Source organism: Streptococcus sp. SO4 (assembly GCF_030440055.1).
Classification (GTDB): domain Bacteria; phylum Bacillota; class Bacilli; order Lactobacillales; family Streptococcaceae; genus Streptococcus; species Streptococcus nidrosiense.
In genome coordinates this window covers 99,492-115,103 of the sequence record NZ_JAQFJI010000008.1, presented here as the reverse complement: position 1 = coordinate 115,103, position 15,612 = coordinate 99,492, and the positions used below count along the sequence as shown (strand labels likewise).

Here is a 15,612-nt window from a genome sequence, read left to right as displayed (position 1 = left end):
TTATGTAGTTATAAAGGTGTTGAGATTATCGAAGGTCATTTAATGCCTGATCATGTACATATGTTGGTAAGTATTCCACCTAGGATAAGTATTTCAAGTTTCATGGGGTATTTAAAAGGCAAAAGTGCACTCATGATGTTTGATAAACACGCCAACCTCAAGTATAAGTTTGGGAATCGGCATTTCTGGGCGGAAGGTTATTATGTGAGTACAGTAGGGCTTAATGAAGCCACAATTAAGAAATATATTCAAGAGCAGGAAAAGCATGATATAGCACTAGATAAATTGAGTGTAAAAGAATATGAGGATCCCTTTAGGGATAGTGGTAAGTAATACTCACGCCTCTTTAAGAGGCAAGTGACGAGTCAAGAGCAATAGGGCTTGAACAACGTGAAAGCCAGCGTCTTTAGGCGCTGGCTGGTAATTTGGGCTTATAGCCCTAGTACAAACCACCCGTTTGACGGGTGGTTATGATTGGTCTACTTAATGGAAAAGTGGTAAATAAGCAATTTTTAAACTGTTCAAAAGGGTCGTAAATTGAAGTGGAGAAATTTCTATCGAGTATCGTTAGTAGGATTACTAAAAATAAAAGTTGACTGTTTATTTTTAAAATATGGAGATGGAGCCTTGTAAACTAGGCAAACAAAAAAAGAGGTTGGGATAAAAAAGATCCCGACCTCACTTTTTATTAGCAATCAAACTTTGACGCGGTAGCTGATTGGAGTTTTTGTTTGTCTTTTAGACTCCAAAAAGCTCCTAATCATCCTCGCAGGGATGGGACTACGAAATCGAGACTTTGTCTATCGATTTCTGTCCCACCGCCTTTTTTAAAATATAATGGAGCCGGTGGGAGTCGAACCCACGTCCAAACACCTGCTAACATATTTGTCTACAACCATAGGTTATGTATTGTTTTAACAGCCCCTCGACACATAACTCAAGCCTAGGAACTGCGAGTCTATAAATCTCTTATCAAACTGCTAGACAAAGTTTGATCGTATCTCGCTAATAATAAGACCTGTCATTGAACACGAGCGATCCAAATCGGGTCACGCCTGCTGGTTTTTAGGCAGCTAGAGCGTAAGAAGTGTTATTTTTTGCAGTTATATTTAACTGAGCGTTTACGTCGCCACACGAGTCGCAAAATATGCCTCATAATGCCTGTCGAATCCGTAACGACCCCAAAAGACAATACAATTATTATACCTTATCTGAGGGGAAATTGCAAAAGTCAAGTAAAAAAAGGAATGACACTTTGTCATGTATATGTTTTATAAGTGGCTGTTTAGAGCGATGAAGAGTCATTAACTTAGTAAGAAAATCAAGAGAAAAACTGGAAATCATGTTATAATAAAAAGATAGAATCGTAAGAAAGAGTGGATGATTTTTTTGATAATTCCTACTTATAATTGGCAATTCGCTCCGCAAGTTGAGGATGCGGATTTTACAAAGATAGCTAAGAAAGCTGGTTTGGGCCCAGAAGTAGCTCGTTTGTTATTTGAACGAGGCATTCAGGATGAGACTAGTCTAAAAAAATTTTTAGAACCTTCTTTGGAGGAATTGCATGATCCCTACCTTTTAAATGATATGGAAAAGGCAGTGGAGCGAATTCGCCATGCTATTGAGCAAGGGGAACTGATTCTCATTTACGGGGACTACGATGCGGATGGGATGACTTCAGCTTCCATTGTCAAGGAAAGTTTAGAACAGTTAGGCGCTGAGTGCTTGGTTTATCTTCCCAATCGCTTTACGGATGGTTATGGTCCAAATGCCAGTGTCTACAAATATTTTATCGAACAGCAGGGCGTGTCTTTGATTGTGACGGTGGACAATGGTGTGGCGGGGCATGAAGCCATTGATTTGGCCCAGTCTATGGGAGTGGACGTCATTGTGACTGACCACCATTCTATGCCTGAGGTTTTACCAGATGCCTATGCTATTATCCATCCTGAACATCCAGGGGCGGACTATCCTTTCAAGCATTTGGCGGGTTGTGGTGTCGCATTTAAGTTGGCTTGTGCACTTTTAGAAGAAGTACAGGTTGAGTTGTTAGACTTGGTTGCAATTGGGACAATTGCCGACATGGTCAGCCTGACGGATGAAAATCGTATCATGGTCCAATATGGTCTTGAGGTCTTGCGCAATACCCAACGAATGGGCCTGCAAGAAATGTTTGAAATCGCTGGGATTTCGAGTAGTGATGTGACAGAAGAGACAGTTGGTTTTCAGTTAGCACCGCGTTTAAATGCTCTAGGACGTTTGGATGATCCCAATCCAGCTATTGATTTGTTGACTGGATTTGACGACGAGGAAGTGCATGAAATCGCCCTTTTGATTCATCAGAAAAATGAAGAACGTAAGGAAATTGTTCAGTCGATTTACGATGAAGCCAAGGGCATGGTGGATCCTGATAAAAGTGTTCAAGTCATGGCTAAAGAAGGCTGGAATCCGGGGGTTCTTGGAATTGTGGCAGGGCGTTTGCTTGAAGAACTAGGTCAGACAATTATTGTGCTTAATATCGAAGATGGACGTGTCAAGGGTAGTGCTCGAAGCATAGAAGCAGTCGATATTTTTGAAGCTTTGGACCCACATCGAGAACTGTTTATCGCATTTGGTGGTCACGCAGGTGCTGCGGGTATGACCCTCGAAGTGGATAAGTTAGAAGTCTTGTCTGATGTTTTGGAAGCCTATGTCCGAGAAAAAGGTGCAGATGCCCAAGGTAAAAACAATCTATTTTTAGACGAAGAACTGGACTTAGAGGCATTGAGTTTGGAGACGGTGAAAAGTTTTGAACGTCTAGCTCCTTTTGGGATGGATAACCAAAAACCTGTCTTCTATATTCGAAATTTTCAAGTTGAAAATGCTCGCGTTATGGGGGCTGGTAATGCTCATCTCAAGCTGAAAATTTCCAAAGGTGAATCCAGTTTTGAGGTGGTCGCTTTTGGTCAAGGGAAATGGGCGACTGAGTTTTCGCAGACTAAGCAACTGGAATTGGCGGTGACTCTTTCTGTCAACCAATGGAATGGACAAACAACCTTGCAGTTGATGATGGTTGATGCCCGTGTAGAAGGAGTCCAGCTCTTTAACATCCGTGGCAAGAATGCCCTGTTACCAGAAGGGGTAGCCGTTTTGGATTTTACGCAAGAGCTACCTGATGTGACCTCTTGTTCAGCTATTGTCGTTAAGAATATTCCTGAGGATATATCCCTCCTTAAGAAAATCTGTCAGGAGCAGGAATTTTCAGCTCTTTACTTTAAAAATGATATAGCCAAGGCTTACTATTTGACGGGCTATGGCACAAGAGAGCAGTTTGCAAAATTGTATAAAACCATCTATCAGTTCCCAGAGTTTGACATTCGCTATAAACTCAAGGATTTGGCGGCCTATCTCAAGATTGAGCAAATCTTGTTAGTCAAAATGATTCAGATATTTGAAGAGCTTGGCTTTGTGACCATTGAAAATGGAGTCATGAGGGTGAATAAAGAAGCTGAAAAGCGTGATATAGCTGAGAGTCAGATTTATCAAAAGCTGAAACAAACTGTTAAAGATCAAGAGATTATGGCTCTTGGAACAGTTCAGGAAATCTATGATTTCTTAATGGAAAAAAATGAATAGAGATAGAAAGAGTTGGCTTGCTGACTCTTTTTATATTCATGAATAAGCTCCAATTGGAGTCGGTTTTGTGTTATAATGAGGAAAGAGGACTAGTTGGCAGATAAACTGGTCAAAGGAAAGTCTAGAGGTGTCAAATGGATAAGCTGAAGAAAAAGAGATTACGAGCGGACTATAAAAAGCAAGAAAGACAAAAATTCGAAGAAAGTTTGCCCCTGTCAAGGGAGCTCTTTTTTGACTTGTTTGACTTTTTGGATGTAGAGCTTGAATATCAAGCTTGTCAGGACGATTTTTTATTAACACAAACATTTCTAGAAGAGCACAATGTGGATGTCGAAATAGTTAGAGACTTTTTAGAAGTAAATGGAGCCTACTGTGACTGCGAAGTGTTATTCAATGTCGCGGAAAGATTTGAAGAGTGACAGGAAGCTAGTCAGAAAACATTCTTTTGAGAAGCTTGTAGTTCTCACTTGTTTGTGCATTTGAGAAGAGTTATTGATAGTTCTTTAACTGGAAACCTTCATTTTGAAAATTAGTAAAAAAATGGTATAATGAATGGAAAAGATTCGGCTGAAAGTGAATTGGACTTTCAGAAAAAGAGAGCATTTAAAGCTCTACAAACAGTTGAAGTGACTATTCGGAGGAAAAATGAATACTATTAAATTAACAACACTTGGGGGTGTACGTGAAAATGGTAAGAACATGTACATCGCAGAAATTAACGACTCGATTTTTGTATTAGATGCAGGTTTGAAATACCCTGAAAATGAACAGTTGGGTGTCGATGTCGTTATTCCCAACATGGACTATCTGTTTGAAAATAGTGATCGTATTGCTGGGGTTTTCTTAACACACGGGCATGCGGATGCGATTGGAGCCCTTCCATATCTCTTGGCAGAAGCTAAGGTTCCTGTATTTGGCTCAGAGTTGACTATCGAACTGGCCAAACTATTTGTTAAGGGAAATGACAGCGTCAAGAAATTTGATGATTTCCATGTGATTGATGAAAATACAGAGATTGATTTTGGCGGAACGGTAGTATCATTCTTCCGTACAACTCACTCTATCCCAGAAAGTTTGGGTGTGGTCTTGAAAACATCTGAAGGCAACATCGTCTATACAGGAGATTTCAAGTTTGACCAAACGGCTAGTGAATCATATGCCACTGACTTTGGACGTTTAGCCGAAATTGGTCGTGAAGGAGTCCTGGCTCTTCTAAGTGATTCTGCGAATGCAGATAGCAATGTCCAAGTAGCCAGTGAAAATGAAGTTGGTGTAGAAATCACGCAAACCATCTCTGACTGGGAAGGACGCATCATTGTTGCTGCAGTTGCAAGTAACCTTTCTCGCATTCAGCAAGTTTTTGACGCAGCTGCGGAGACAGGACGTCGTGTTGTCTTGACAGGATTTGATATTGAAAATATCGTCCGTACAGCTATTCGTCTGAAAAAATTGTCTTTAGCAAGTGAAAATCTTTTGATTAAACCAAAAGATATGTCTCGTTTTGAAGATCATGAATTAATTATCCTTGAAACTGGACGTATGGGTGAACCCATTAACGGCCTACGCAAGATGTCTATTGGTCGTCACCGTTATGTTGAAATCAAAGAAGGTGACCTAGTTTATATCGTTACAACACCATCAATCGCCAAGGAAGCGGTTATGGCACGTGTAGAAAATATGGTCTACCAAGCAGGTGGAGTTGTCAAGCCAATTACTCATAGCTTGCGTGTGTCAGGACATGGGAATGCGCGTGATTTGCAATTGATGATCAATCTCTTGCAACCTCAGTATCTTTTCCCGATCCAAGGAGAATACCGTGAGTTGGATGCCCATGCTAAGGCTGCTATGGCAGTTGGTATGCTACCAGAACGTATTTTTATCCCTAAAAAAGGGACTACTATGTCTTACGAGCATGGGGACTTTGTTCCATCTGGTGCAGTTACAGCAGGCGATGTTTTGATTGACGGAAATGCCATTGGAGATGTTGGGAATGTCGTTCTTCGTGACCGTAAGGTCTTGTCAGAAGATGGGATTTTCATCGTGGCTATCACTGTTAACCGTCGTGAGAAAAAAATCATTGCTAAAGCTCGAGTGCACACGCGTGGATTTGTCTATCTCAAGAAGAGCCGTGATATCTTGCGCGAAAGTACAGAGTTAGTCAATCAAACAGTAGAAGGCTATCTACAAGGTGAAGAGTTTGATTGGGCAGAACTCAAAGGTAAGGTACGTGATCATTTGGCCAAGTTCCTCTTTGACCAAACCAAGCGTCGCCCAGCTATCTTACCAGTAGTCATGGAAGCAAAATAGGATCAAATAGCAAGAGAAAGTCGAGTTTCGGCTTTTTCTTATCTTAAATGAATAAGGAGCAAGTTATGGCAGTAATGAAGATTGAGTATTACTCAGAAGTTTTAGATATGGAGTGGGGAGTGAATGTTCTCTACCCTGATGCGTCTCGGGTTGAGGAGCCAGATTCTACGGATATTCCTGTTCTTTATCTCCTTCATGGGATGTCAGGAAATCACAACAGTTGGCTCAAACGGACCAATGTTGAGCGCTTGGTGCGAGGGACCAATCTGATTGTTGTCATGCCGAATACAAGTAACGGTTGGTATACAGATACTCAGTATGGCTATAACTACTATACATCTCTAGCAGAAGAACTGCCTAAAGTGCTCAAACGTTTCTTCCCTAATATGTCTAGCAAGCGTGAAAAAACTTTCATCGCTGGCCTTTCAATGGGAGGCTATGGTTCCTTCAAATTGGCCCTATCAACCAACCGTTTCTCACATGCAGCTAGTCTTTCTGGTGCTCTTAGTTTCGAAGAGTTTTCTCCTGAAAGCCAAGATTTAGGGACGCGTACCTACTGGCGAGGTGTTTTTGGCAAGCTTGATAACTGGGAAACTAGTCCTTATTCACTTGAAACCCTTGCTAAAAAGTCAGACAAGAAGACCAAGCTCTGGGTTTGGTGTGGCGAGCAAGATTTCTTGTATGCTGCCAATAACCTAGCGGTGAAGAACCTCAAAAGGCTTGGTTTTGATGTGACCTATAGCCATAGTGCAGGAACTCATGAATGGTATTATTGGGAAAAACAATTGGAACGGTTTTTGGCTACACTGCCGATTGATTTTGTTTTGGAAGAGAGATTGAGCTAGTTTTTTATCGATAAAATAATATAGACTATTTCTCTAAGGTTAAAAATGAAAATGAGAGTTTATTTTCACTAGACTTTTTAATTGAAAGTAGTAAAATAGTAATGAGATACTAGGTGAAAGAGAGTGAGATATGTATCGTTATCAAATTGGTATTTCTTCGTTAGAGCATGATCGATTTATCGAACAACATGAGTTGGTCAATATATTACAAAGTAGTGCTTGGGAAAAAGTGAAATCTGATTGGAATCATGAGAGACTTGGTGTTTATGAAGGGAAAACATTACTGGCTGTGGCTAGTATTCTCATTAAGTCTCTGCCTTTGGGGTATAAAATGTTTTATATTCCAAGAGGTCCCATATTGGATTATAGGGATACAGAACTTTTAAAGTTTGTCCTGCAGTCTATTAAGTCTTATGCTCGCAGTAAGAGAGCGGTTTTTGTGACTTTTGACCCAAGTATTTGCCTATCTCAAAGTTTAATCAATCAGGAAAAGACAGAATATCCTGAAAATTTGGCTATTATTGATAGTTTGCAACAAATGGGAGTAAGGTGGTCAGGAAAAACGGAGGAAATGGGAGACACTATTCAACCTCGTATTCAGGCGAAAATATACAAGGAAAATTTTGAAGAAGATAAACTTTCTAAGTCAACAAAACAGGCTATTCGAACAGCGCAAAATAAGGGAGTAGAGATCCAATTTGGTGGAACTGAATTATTAGCGCCTTTTTCCTTTTTGATGAAAAAAACCGAGAAGCGAAAAGAGATTCATTTGAGGAATGAAGCCTATTATAAAAAGTTGTTAGATAATTTTAAGGACAAGGCCTACATCACCTTGGCAACCTTGGATGTCTCTAAACGTTCGCAAGAATTAGAAGAACAGTTGGCGAAAAACAGAACCTTGGAAGAGACCTTTACTGAGTCAACTCGCACTTCAAAAGTAGAAGCGCAGAAGAAGGAAAAAGAACGTTTGTTAGAGGAATTGACTTTCTTGCAGGAATATATGGATGCAGGTCAATCAAGAGTTCCCTTGGCGGCTACCTTGACTTTAGAATTCGGACAAACTTCTGTCAATCTATACGCAGGAATGAATGAAGATTTTAGACGTTATAAAGCTCCTATTTTGACTTGGTATGAGACAGCTCGATATTCCTTTGAACGTGGCATTTTATGGCAAAATTTAGGAGGCGTCGAGAATGCTTTAGATGGTGGACTCTATCGTTTTAAAGCTAATTTTAATCCAACGATTGAAGAATACTTGGGTGAATTTACAATGCCCACTCATCCTCTCTATCCTCTGTTAAGACTTGCTCTTGATTTCCGTAAAACATTAAGAAAAAAACATAGAAAGTAAGTATATGGCACTAATTACACTCACGAAAGAAGAGTTTCGTACTTACTTCTAATCAGGTTTCTTCTCGTTCCTTTATGCAATCTGTCCAGATGGGTGATTTGATAGAAAAAAGAGGAGCTCAAATTGTTTATCTTGCTTTAAAACAAGAAGGAGAAATTCAAGTTGCAGCTCTGGTTTATAGCTTGCCTATGCTAGGTGGTCTGCATATGGAGCTCAATTCGGGGCCGTTTTATACCCAACAAGATGCCCTTCCAGTTTTTTATGCGGAGTTAAAAGAATATGCCAAGCAAAATGGTGTATTAGAGTTGCTTGTAAAGCCCTATGAGACCTGTCAAGCTTTTGACAGTGATGGGGAGCCAATAGATGAAGAAGAAAAAAGTATTATCCAAGATTTGTGTAATTTAGGCTACCAATTTGATGGTTTGCCAACCGGTTATCCTAATGGCGAAATTTTTTGGCATTTTATCAAAGATTTGGAGGGTTACGATGAGAAATCTTTGCTGAAATCCTTTAATAAAAACAGTATTCGAAATATTCAATCAGCATATGATTTTAATCTGATTGTAAGAAATATAGAACGAAATGAAATTTCGAAATTCAAACAAATTATTGAAGAAACAGGAAAAATACAAGGGTTTAAGGATAAGAATTTAGATTATTACTGTAAATTGTATGATGCTTTTGAGGACAAGGCGGCTTTTCTAATTGCTGAAGTGAATCCTAAAAAATCAATCGAAGCTCTCGATGTGAAGCAGGCTGGTCTTGATGAAAGGTCAAAGCAATTTAAACAGCAATATCAAGTTTTACAAAAGAAAAAAGATCTTTTGAGGAACTTGGATAGTGAATCTGACAACATTGCTTTAGCTTGTGCTTTAATCATTTACACAAATACGGAAGTAGCATATTTGTTTGGAGGCTCATTTACAGAGTATCAGAAGTTTTCTGCTCCGTTTTTGCTTCAATATCATGCAATGAAGCAGGCTCTGGAAAGAAAAATTGGCAAATACAACTTTCTGGTTATTCAAGGGATTTTTGATGGAAGTGATGGCGTATTACGATTTAAGCAGAACTTTAATGGTTATATTGTGAGAAAGGCAGGAACTTTCCGATATTATCCAAATCCAATCAAGTTTAAGTGTTTATAATTTTTGAAAAAAACAATCGGAAGATAAGTGAACAAAGTGGTTTTAGTTTTCTTTCAGCTTACTCAAGTAAAATAAGGAATCTATCTTTAGAATGGGAAACCAGGACTAAAAGATGGGTTCTTATTTTTTTAGAAAGGTGGGCAATTATGGGCTGGATTATTCGTGTGTTATGTCGATTTTTATTAGGGATTTTGCGCATTTTTTGGCGCCTTGTATGGACACTTATCCTCTTAATTCTCATCACTTTTGGGATTCTCTGGTATGTGACAGGTGATTTACCTGCTACTTTAAATCAAGTTAGCAAAGTAGTTCAAGTCGGCCAAGCAGGTTGGCAACAATGGCAAGAAACTGGTAAATTACAAGGTCTGTCTCAGACCGATAATCATCAAGGTTCAGGGGCAAAATGGCCAAAGGCGCAAGCGACTATCTATATCGATCCTCAAATGGATGCGACTTTCCAAAGGGCCTATCTTGAAGCTATTGCTAACTGGAATCAGACTGGAGTATTTCATTTTGAAATTGTAACCGAACCGGATCAGGCCAATATTTTTGCGACTGAAATGAATGATGGTTCGACAGCCGTTGCTGGTGAGGCGGAGAGTCAGACAAATCTCCTAACCAAACAATTCACTTCAGTGACCGTTCGCCTGAATCATTATTATTTATCTAATCAAAACTATGGCTATACCTACGACCGCATCTTGCATACAGCAGAGCATGAGCTAGGGCATGCCATTGGTTTGGAACATACCAATGAAGTTTCGGTCATGCAGCCAGCGGGGTCATACTATGGTATTCAGGCTCAAGATGTTCAAGCAGTTCAGAAACTTTACGGCTCTGGAGAATAAGTGTTTTTAAGCTCAAATAGGACTTCTTGATGTCAGCAATGGTAAGGAGTTTTTGCTATAATGGAACTATGAATAACTTGATCAAATCAAAACTGGAGCTCTTGCCAACTAGTCCAGGTTGTTACATCCACAAAGACAAGAATGGGACCATCATCTATGTGGGGAAGGCTAAAAATCTGCGTAATCGTGTACGGTCCTATTTCCGTGGAAGTCATGATACCAAGACAGAAGCCTTAGTATCTGAAATTGTGGATTTTGAGTTTATCGTTACGGAGTCCAATATTGAGGCTCTTCTACTTGAAATCAACCTGATTAAGGAAAACAAGCCTAAATACAATATTATGCTCAAGGACGATAAGTCCTATCCTTTTATCAAAATTACCAATGAGCGTTATCCTCGTTTGATTATTACCCGTCAGGTCAAGAAAGACGGAGGACTCTATTTTGGTCCCTATCCGGATGTGGGCGCGGCCAATGAAATCAAACGGCTATTGGATCGGATTTTTCCTTTTCGTAAATGTACCAATCCACCATCGAAGGTTTGTTTTTATTACCATATAGGTCAGTGTATGGCACATACTGTTTGCCATAAAGACGAGGCCTATTTCAAAGCCATGGCCCAAGAAGTTTCTGATTTTCTCAAGGGGCAGGATGATAAAATCATCGATGACCTCAAGGAAAAGATGAATGTGGCGGCTCAGAGCATGGAATTTGAACGTGCAGCTGAATACCGTGATTTAATTCAGGCCATTGGAACCCTTCGGACCAAGCAACGTGTTATGGCCAAGGATCTCCAAAATCGTGATGTCTTCGGTTACTATGTGGATAAGGGTTGGATGTGCGTTCAGGTTTTCTTTGTTCGCCAAGGTAAGCTCATTGAGCGTGATGTCAACCTTTTTCCATACTACAATGATCCAGATGAAGATTTCTTAACCTATGTTGGGCAGTTTTATCAAGAAAAATCACACTTGGTTCCTAATGAGATTCTGATTCCTCAGGATATTGATGAAGAAGCAGTTAAGGCTTTGGTGGATACCAAGGTTCTTAAACCTCAGCGCGGGGAGAAAAAGCAACTGGTCAATCTCGCCATCAAAAATGCTCGTGTCAGTCTAGAACAGAAATTTAATCTGTTGGAGAAATCGGTTGAAAAGACCCAAGGGGCTATTGAAAACTTAGGACGATTGCTCAAGATTCCAACCCCAGTCCGTATCGAGTCCTTTGACAATTCCAATATCATGGGGACTAGTCCAGTATCTGCTATGGTTGTTTTTGTCAATGGAAAACCTAGCAAGAAGGATTACCGTAAGTATAAAATTAAGACTGTGGTCGGACCAGATGACTATGCTAGTATGCGTGAGGTTATCCGCAGACGCTATGGACGCGTTCAACGTGATGGCTTGACCCCGCCAGATTTGATTGTCATTGATGGTGGCCAAGGTCAGGTTAATATTGCCAAGCAGGTCATTCAAGAAGAGTTAGGGTTAGATATTCCAATCGCAGGTCTGCAAAAGAATGATAAGCATCAAACCCATGAATTGCTCTTTGGAGACCCGCTTGAGGTGGTAGAGTTGTCTCGCAATTCTCAAGAATTTTTCCTCTTACAACGCATTCAGGATGAAGTTCACCGCTTTGCGATCACCTTCCACCGTCAACTACGTTCTAAAAATTCCTTCTCTTCTCAATTAGATGGAATTGAAGGTTTGGGTCCAAAACGCAAGCAGAATTTAATGAAATATTTTAAATCTCTGACAAAAATCAAGGAAGCCAGCGTGGATGAGATTGTCGCCGTTGGTATACCAAGAGCAGTAGCAGAGGCTGTTCACCAACACTTGAATCCTCAAGAGCGTGTAGAACTAGCTCAGGTAGCAGAGTCGCCTGCTGAATACAAGTGATAAAGTAGTAAGGAAAGGTTTTTGCTTTAGCGAGTGCAAGCTAGTCAGAATTGTGGTAAAATAGATAAGATATGACTAAAGAATTTCATCATGTAACGGTCATGCTCCATGAAACCATTGATATGCTTGATGTAAAACCTGATGGTGTTTACGTTGATGCGACCTTGGGTGGAGCAGGCCATAGCGAGTATTTATTAAGTAAATTAAGTGAAAAGGGGCATCTCTATGCCTTTGATCAGGACCAGAATGCCATTGACAATGCCCAAAAACGTCTGGCGCCTTATATCGAAAAAGGAATGGTTACCTTTATCAAAGACAACTTCCGTCATTTGCAAGCCCGTTTACAAGAAGCGGGTGTAGAAGAAATTGATGGCATTTGTTATGACTTAGGTGTTTCAAGCCCTCAGTTGGATCAACGTGAACGTGGTTTTTCTTATAAAAAAGATGCACCACTGGATATGCGGATGAATCAGGAAGCTAGTTTGACAGCTTATGAGGTTGTCAATCATTATGACTATCATGACTTGGTGCGAATCTTTTTCAAATATGGAGAAGACAAGTTCTCCAAGCAAATTGCTCGGAAGATTGAACAGGCGCGTGAGTTGAAGCCGATTGAGACAACAACAGAATTGGCCGAGATTATCAAGTCTGCTAAGCCTGCCAAGGAACTCAAGAAAAAAGGTCATCCTGCCAAGCAAATTTTCCAAGCCATCCGTATTGAGGTCAATGATGAATTAGGAGCTGCAGATGAGTCCATCCAACAAGCTATGGAATTACTAGCAGTGGACGGAAGAATCTCAGTCATTACCTTTCATTCGCTGGAAGATCGCTTGACCAAGCAATTGTTCAAGGAAGCTTCGACAGTGGAAGTGCCAAAAGGTTTGCCTTTCATTCCGGATGATCTGAAGCCCAAGATGGAATTGGTCTCTCGCAAACCGATTCTACCAAGCAAGGAGGAGTTGGAGGCCAATAATCGTTCCCACTCAGCCAAGCTACGAGTAGCTCGAAAAATTCACAAGTAAGGGGATAAAATGGTAGAAAAAAGAGAAACGACGAGCCAATTACTGCAAGCTCGTATCAAGAGATTTTCACGTGTTGAAAAGGCCTTTTACCTTTCAATTGCCATTACAGCCCTTGTCTTAGCCATCAGTGTGGTCTATATGCAAACCAAGCTTTTGCAAGTCCAGAGTGAACTAACGACTGTTAATGCTCAGATTGAAGAAAAGAAGACAGAGCTGGATGATGCTAAGCAAGAAGTCAATGAATTGATCCGTTCAGAGCGTCTGACAGGAATTGCGGATTCGCAAGAACTGCAACTAAATAATGAAAATATCCGAACAGCGGAGTAGTATATGAAAACTTGGAAAGAAAAAATAGTACACTTTGCCATTAAGAATCGCAAATCTCCCCTTGAAAACCGCAGACGAGTTGGAAAGAGCCTCAGTCTCATAGCCGTCTTTCTCTTTGCTGTTTTTTTGGTTAACTTTGCGGTAATTATTGGTATAGGCTCAAAATTTGGTGTTGACCTAGTTAAGGAAGCAAGCAAGGTCCACCAAACAACTCTGACTGTTCCTGCTAAAAGAGGAACTATTTATGATCGTAATGGAACTCCCATAGCAGAAGATGCGACCTCTTATAATGTTTATGCTGTAATAGATAAAGAATATAAGTCCGCTAATGGTGATGTTCTTTATGTAGAAGAATCTCAGTACAACAAAGTTGCAGAAGTCTTCCATAAATATCTAGATATGGATGAGTCCTACGTCAAGGAACAACTTTCTCAACCTAATCTTAAGCAAGTTTCCTTTGGTGTTAAAGGTAATGGAATCACTTACGCCAACATGATGGCCATTAAAAAGGACTTGGAAACTGCTAAGGTTGAGGGTATTAATTTTACGACTAGTCCAAATAGAAGTTATCCAAATGGGAAATTTGCATCATCCTTTATTGGTTTAGCACAGTTACATGAAAATGAAGATGGCACGAAAAGTCTAATTGGGACATCTGGTATCGAGAGTTCCTTAAATAGTTTATTGGCAGGGACAGATGGTATTATTACATACGAAAAAGACCGTCTAGGTAATATTGTTCCTGGTACAGAACAAGTCACCCAACAGACCGTAAACGGGAAAGACGTCTATACGACCCTATCTAGTCCTTTGCAGTCCTTTATGGAAAGTCAAATGGATGCCTTCCAAGAAAAACTAAAAGGTAAGTATATGACCGCGACCTTGGTCAGTGCAAAGACCGGTGAAATCCTCGCTACCACCCAACGACCTACCTTTAATGCAGATACTAAAGAAGGAATCACTGAGGACTTTGTTTGGCGTGATATTCTTTATCAAAGTAACTATGAACCAGGATCAGCCTTTAAGGTCATGATGTTAGCTTCTTCTATTGATAATAATACCTTCCCAAGTGGAGAATACTTCAATAGCAGTGAATTCAAAATAGCGGATGCGACGACTCGAGATTGGGATGTTAATGCTGGTTTGACTACTGGTGGGATGATGACTTTCTCACAAGGTTTCGCTCACTCCAGTAATGTTGGAACGAGTCTACTTGAACAAAAAATGGGAGATGCTACTTGGTTGGATTATCTAAAACGCTTTAAATTTGGGGTTCCAACTCGCTTTGGTTTGACAGATGAATACGCTGGTCAACTTCCAGCTGATAATATTGTTAGTATTGCTCAAAGCTCATTTGGGCAAGGAATTTCAGTGACACAAACACAAATGCTTCGTGCCTTTACAGCTATTGCTAATGATGGAGTTATGCTGGAGCCAAAATTTATAAGTGCTATTTATGATACTAACAATCAGTCTGTACGTAAGTCACAAAAAGAAATAGTAGGAAATCCTGTTTCCAAAGAGGCAGCAAGCACAACTCGAAATCACATGATCTTAGTTGGGACGGACCCTCTATATGGAACTATGTATAATCACTACACAGGAAAGCCAATTATAACAGTTCCTGGACAAAATGTAGCAGTTAAATCCGGTACGGCTCAAATCGCTGATGAGAAAAATGGAGGATACTTGGTTGGTTCTACCAATTATATTTTCTCAGTTGTGACTATGAATCCTGCTGAAAATCCTGATTTTATCTTGTATGTAACGGTTCAACAGCCAGAACACTTTTCTACACCTTGGTTTGGAGAATTTGCTAATCCTATTCTTGAGCGAGCTTCAGCTATGAAGGAATCGCTCAATCTCCAATCAACAGCTAAAAGCTTAGATCAGGTAGCAACTACAACCAACTATGCAATGCCTGCAACAAAAGACTATAGCCCTGGGGACTTGGCAGAAGAGCTACGACGTAATCTTGTTCAACCAATCGTTATCGGTTCAGGAACAAAAATTAAAGAAAGTTCAGTATCAGAAGGGACTAATTTAGATGCTAACGAACAAATTCTGTTGCTCTCTGATAAGGTTGAAGAGATGCCTGACTTGTATGGTTGGTCTAAGAAGAATGTTGAAACCTTTGCAAAATGGCTCAATCTCGAGGTAGAATATGAAGGCTCTGGACAAACTGTTACGAAACAAAGTGTTCGTGCCAATACAGCTTTAAAAAACATACAGAAAATAAAAATAACATTAGGAGATTAGA

Annotated in this window: 11 protein-coding genes, 1 other RNA gene and 1 pseudogene; 12 read left to right on the top strand and 1 reads right to left on the bottom strand. The window is 40.1% G+C overall.

From position 1 onward, the window contains the following. A partial coding sequence (gene tnpA / locus PCY08_RS06390; RefSeq protein ID WP_301559803.1) for an IS200/IS605 family transposase occupies window positions 1–333 on the top strand: 333 nt, incomplete at its 5' end. Window positions 334–835: 502 nt separating this feature from the next. Here the strand turns inward: tnpA and ssrA are convergent. Next, window positions 836–1,183, bottom strand: a transfer-messenger RNA (tmRNA) gene (gene ssrA / locus PCY08_RS06385). Between the two features lie 206 nt (window positions 1,184–1,389). On the opposite strand from ssrA, the gene recJ reads away from it, so the two are divergent. The 11 genes and pseudogenes from recJ (at window position 1,390) to pbp2X (ending at window position 15,611) form a co-directional block, all read left to right on the top strand. Continuing rightward, the gene (recJ, locus tag PCY08_RS06380; protein WP_301559806.1) at window positions 1,390–3,615 is read left to right on the top strand and encodes a single-stranded-DNA-specific exonuclease RecJ; all 2,226 of its coding nucleotides are present in this window, start codon (window positions 1,390–1,392) and stop codon (window positions 3,613–3,615) included. 134 nt (window positions 3,616–3,749) lie between these two features. Continuing rightward, window positions 3,750–4,034 carry a DUF2695 domain-containing protein gene (locus PCY08_RS06375; protein WP_301559802.1) on the top strand — a complete coding sequence of 95 codons (285 nt, stop codon included), beginning with the start codon at window positions 3,750–3,752 and terminating at the stop codon, window positions 4,032–4,034. Window positions 4,035–4,260: 226 nt separating this feature from the next. Beyond that, window positions 4,261–5,922 (top strand): ribonuclease J, encoded by a 1,662-nt coding sequence (locus PCY08_RS06370; RefSeq protein ID WP_301559801.1) that lies wholly within the window; start codon window positions 4,261–4,263, stop codon window positions 5,920–5,922. 65 nt (window positions 5,923–5,987) lie between these two features. Beyond that, window positions 5,988–6,767: an alpha/beta hydrolase family protein gene (locus tag PCY08_RS06365; protein WP_301559800.1), complete on the top strand. Its 780-nt coding sequence runs from the start codon at window positions 5,988–5,990 to the stop codon at window positions 6,765–6,767. A gap of 130 nt (window positions 6,768–6,897) precedes the next feature. Next, complete coding sequence (locus PCY08_RS06360) at window positions 6,898–8,118, top strand: aminoacyltransferase (protein ID WP_006144934.1); 1,221 nt, start codon at window positions 6,898–6,900, stop codon at window positions 8,116–8,118. A gap of 4 nt (window positions 8,119–8,122) precedes the next feature. Beyond that, window positions 8,123–9,263: pseudogene (locus PCY08_RS06355) on the top strand (peptidoglycan bridge formation glycyltransferase FemA/FemB family protein). A 146-nt stretch (window positions 9,264–9,409) separates the two neighbouring features. Next, window positions 9,410–10,111: a M57 family metalloprotease gene (locus PCY08_RS06350; RefSeq protein WP_025168598.1), complete on the top strand. Its 702-nt coding sequence runs from the start codon at window positions 9,410–9,412 to the stop codon at window positions 10,109–10,111. A gap of 68 nt (window positions 10,112–10,179) precedes the next feature. After that, on the top strand, window positions 10,180–12,003 hold the full coding sequence (gene uvrC, locus PCY08_RS06345) for an excinuclease ABC subunit UvrC (protein ID WP_301559799.1): 1,824 nt from the start codon (window positions 10,180–10,182) through the stop codon (window positions 12,001–12,003). A gap of 71 nt (window positions 12,004–12,074) precedes the next feature. Continuing rightward, the gene (gene rsmH / locus PCY08_RS06340) at window positions 12,075–13,025 is read left to right on the top strand and encodes a 16S rRNA (cytosine(1402)-N(4))-methyltransferase RsmH (RefSeq protein WP_049530144.1); all 951 of its coding nucleotides are present in this window, start codon (window positions 12,075–12,077) and stop codon (window positions 13,023–13,025) included. 9 nt (window positions 13,026–13,034) lie between these two features. After that, complete coding sequence (gene ftsL, locus PCY08_RS06335; protein WP_301559798.1) at window positions 13,035–13,352, top strand: cell division protein FtsL; 318 nt, start codon at window positions 13,035–13,037, stop codon at window positions 13,350–13,352. A gap of 3 nt (window positions 13,353–13,355) precedes the next feature. Further along, entirely contained in the window at window positions 13,356–15,611 is a 2,256-nt protein-coding gene (gene pbp2X, locus PCY08_RS06330; RefSeq protein ID WP_301559797.1) for a penicillin-binding protein PBP2X, read from the top strand. The last annotated feature ends 1 nt before the right edge of the window (window position 15,612 follow it).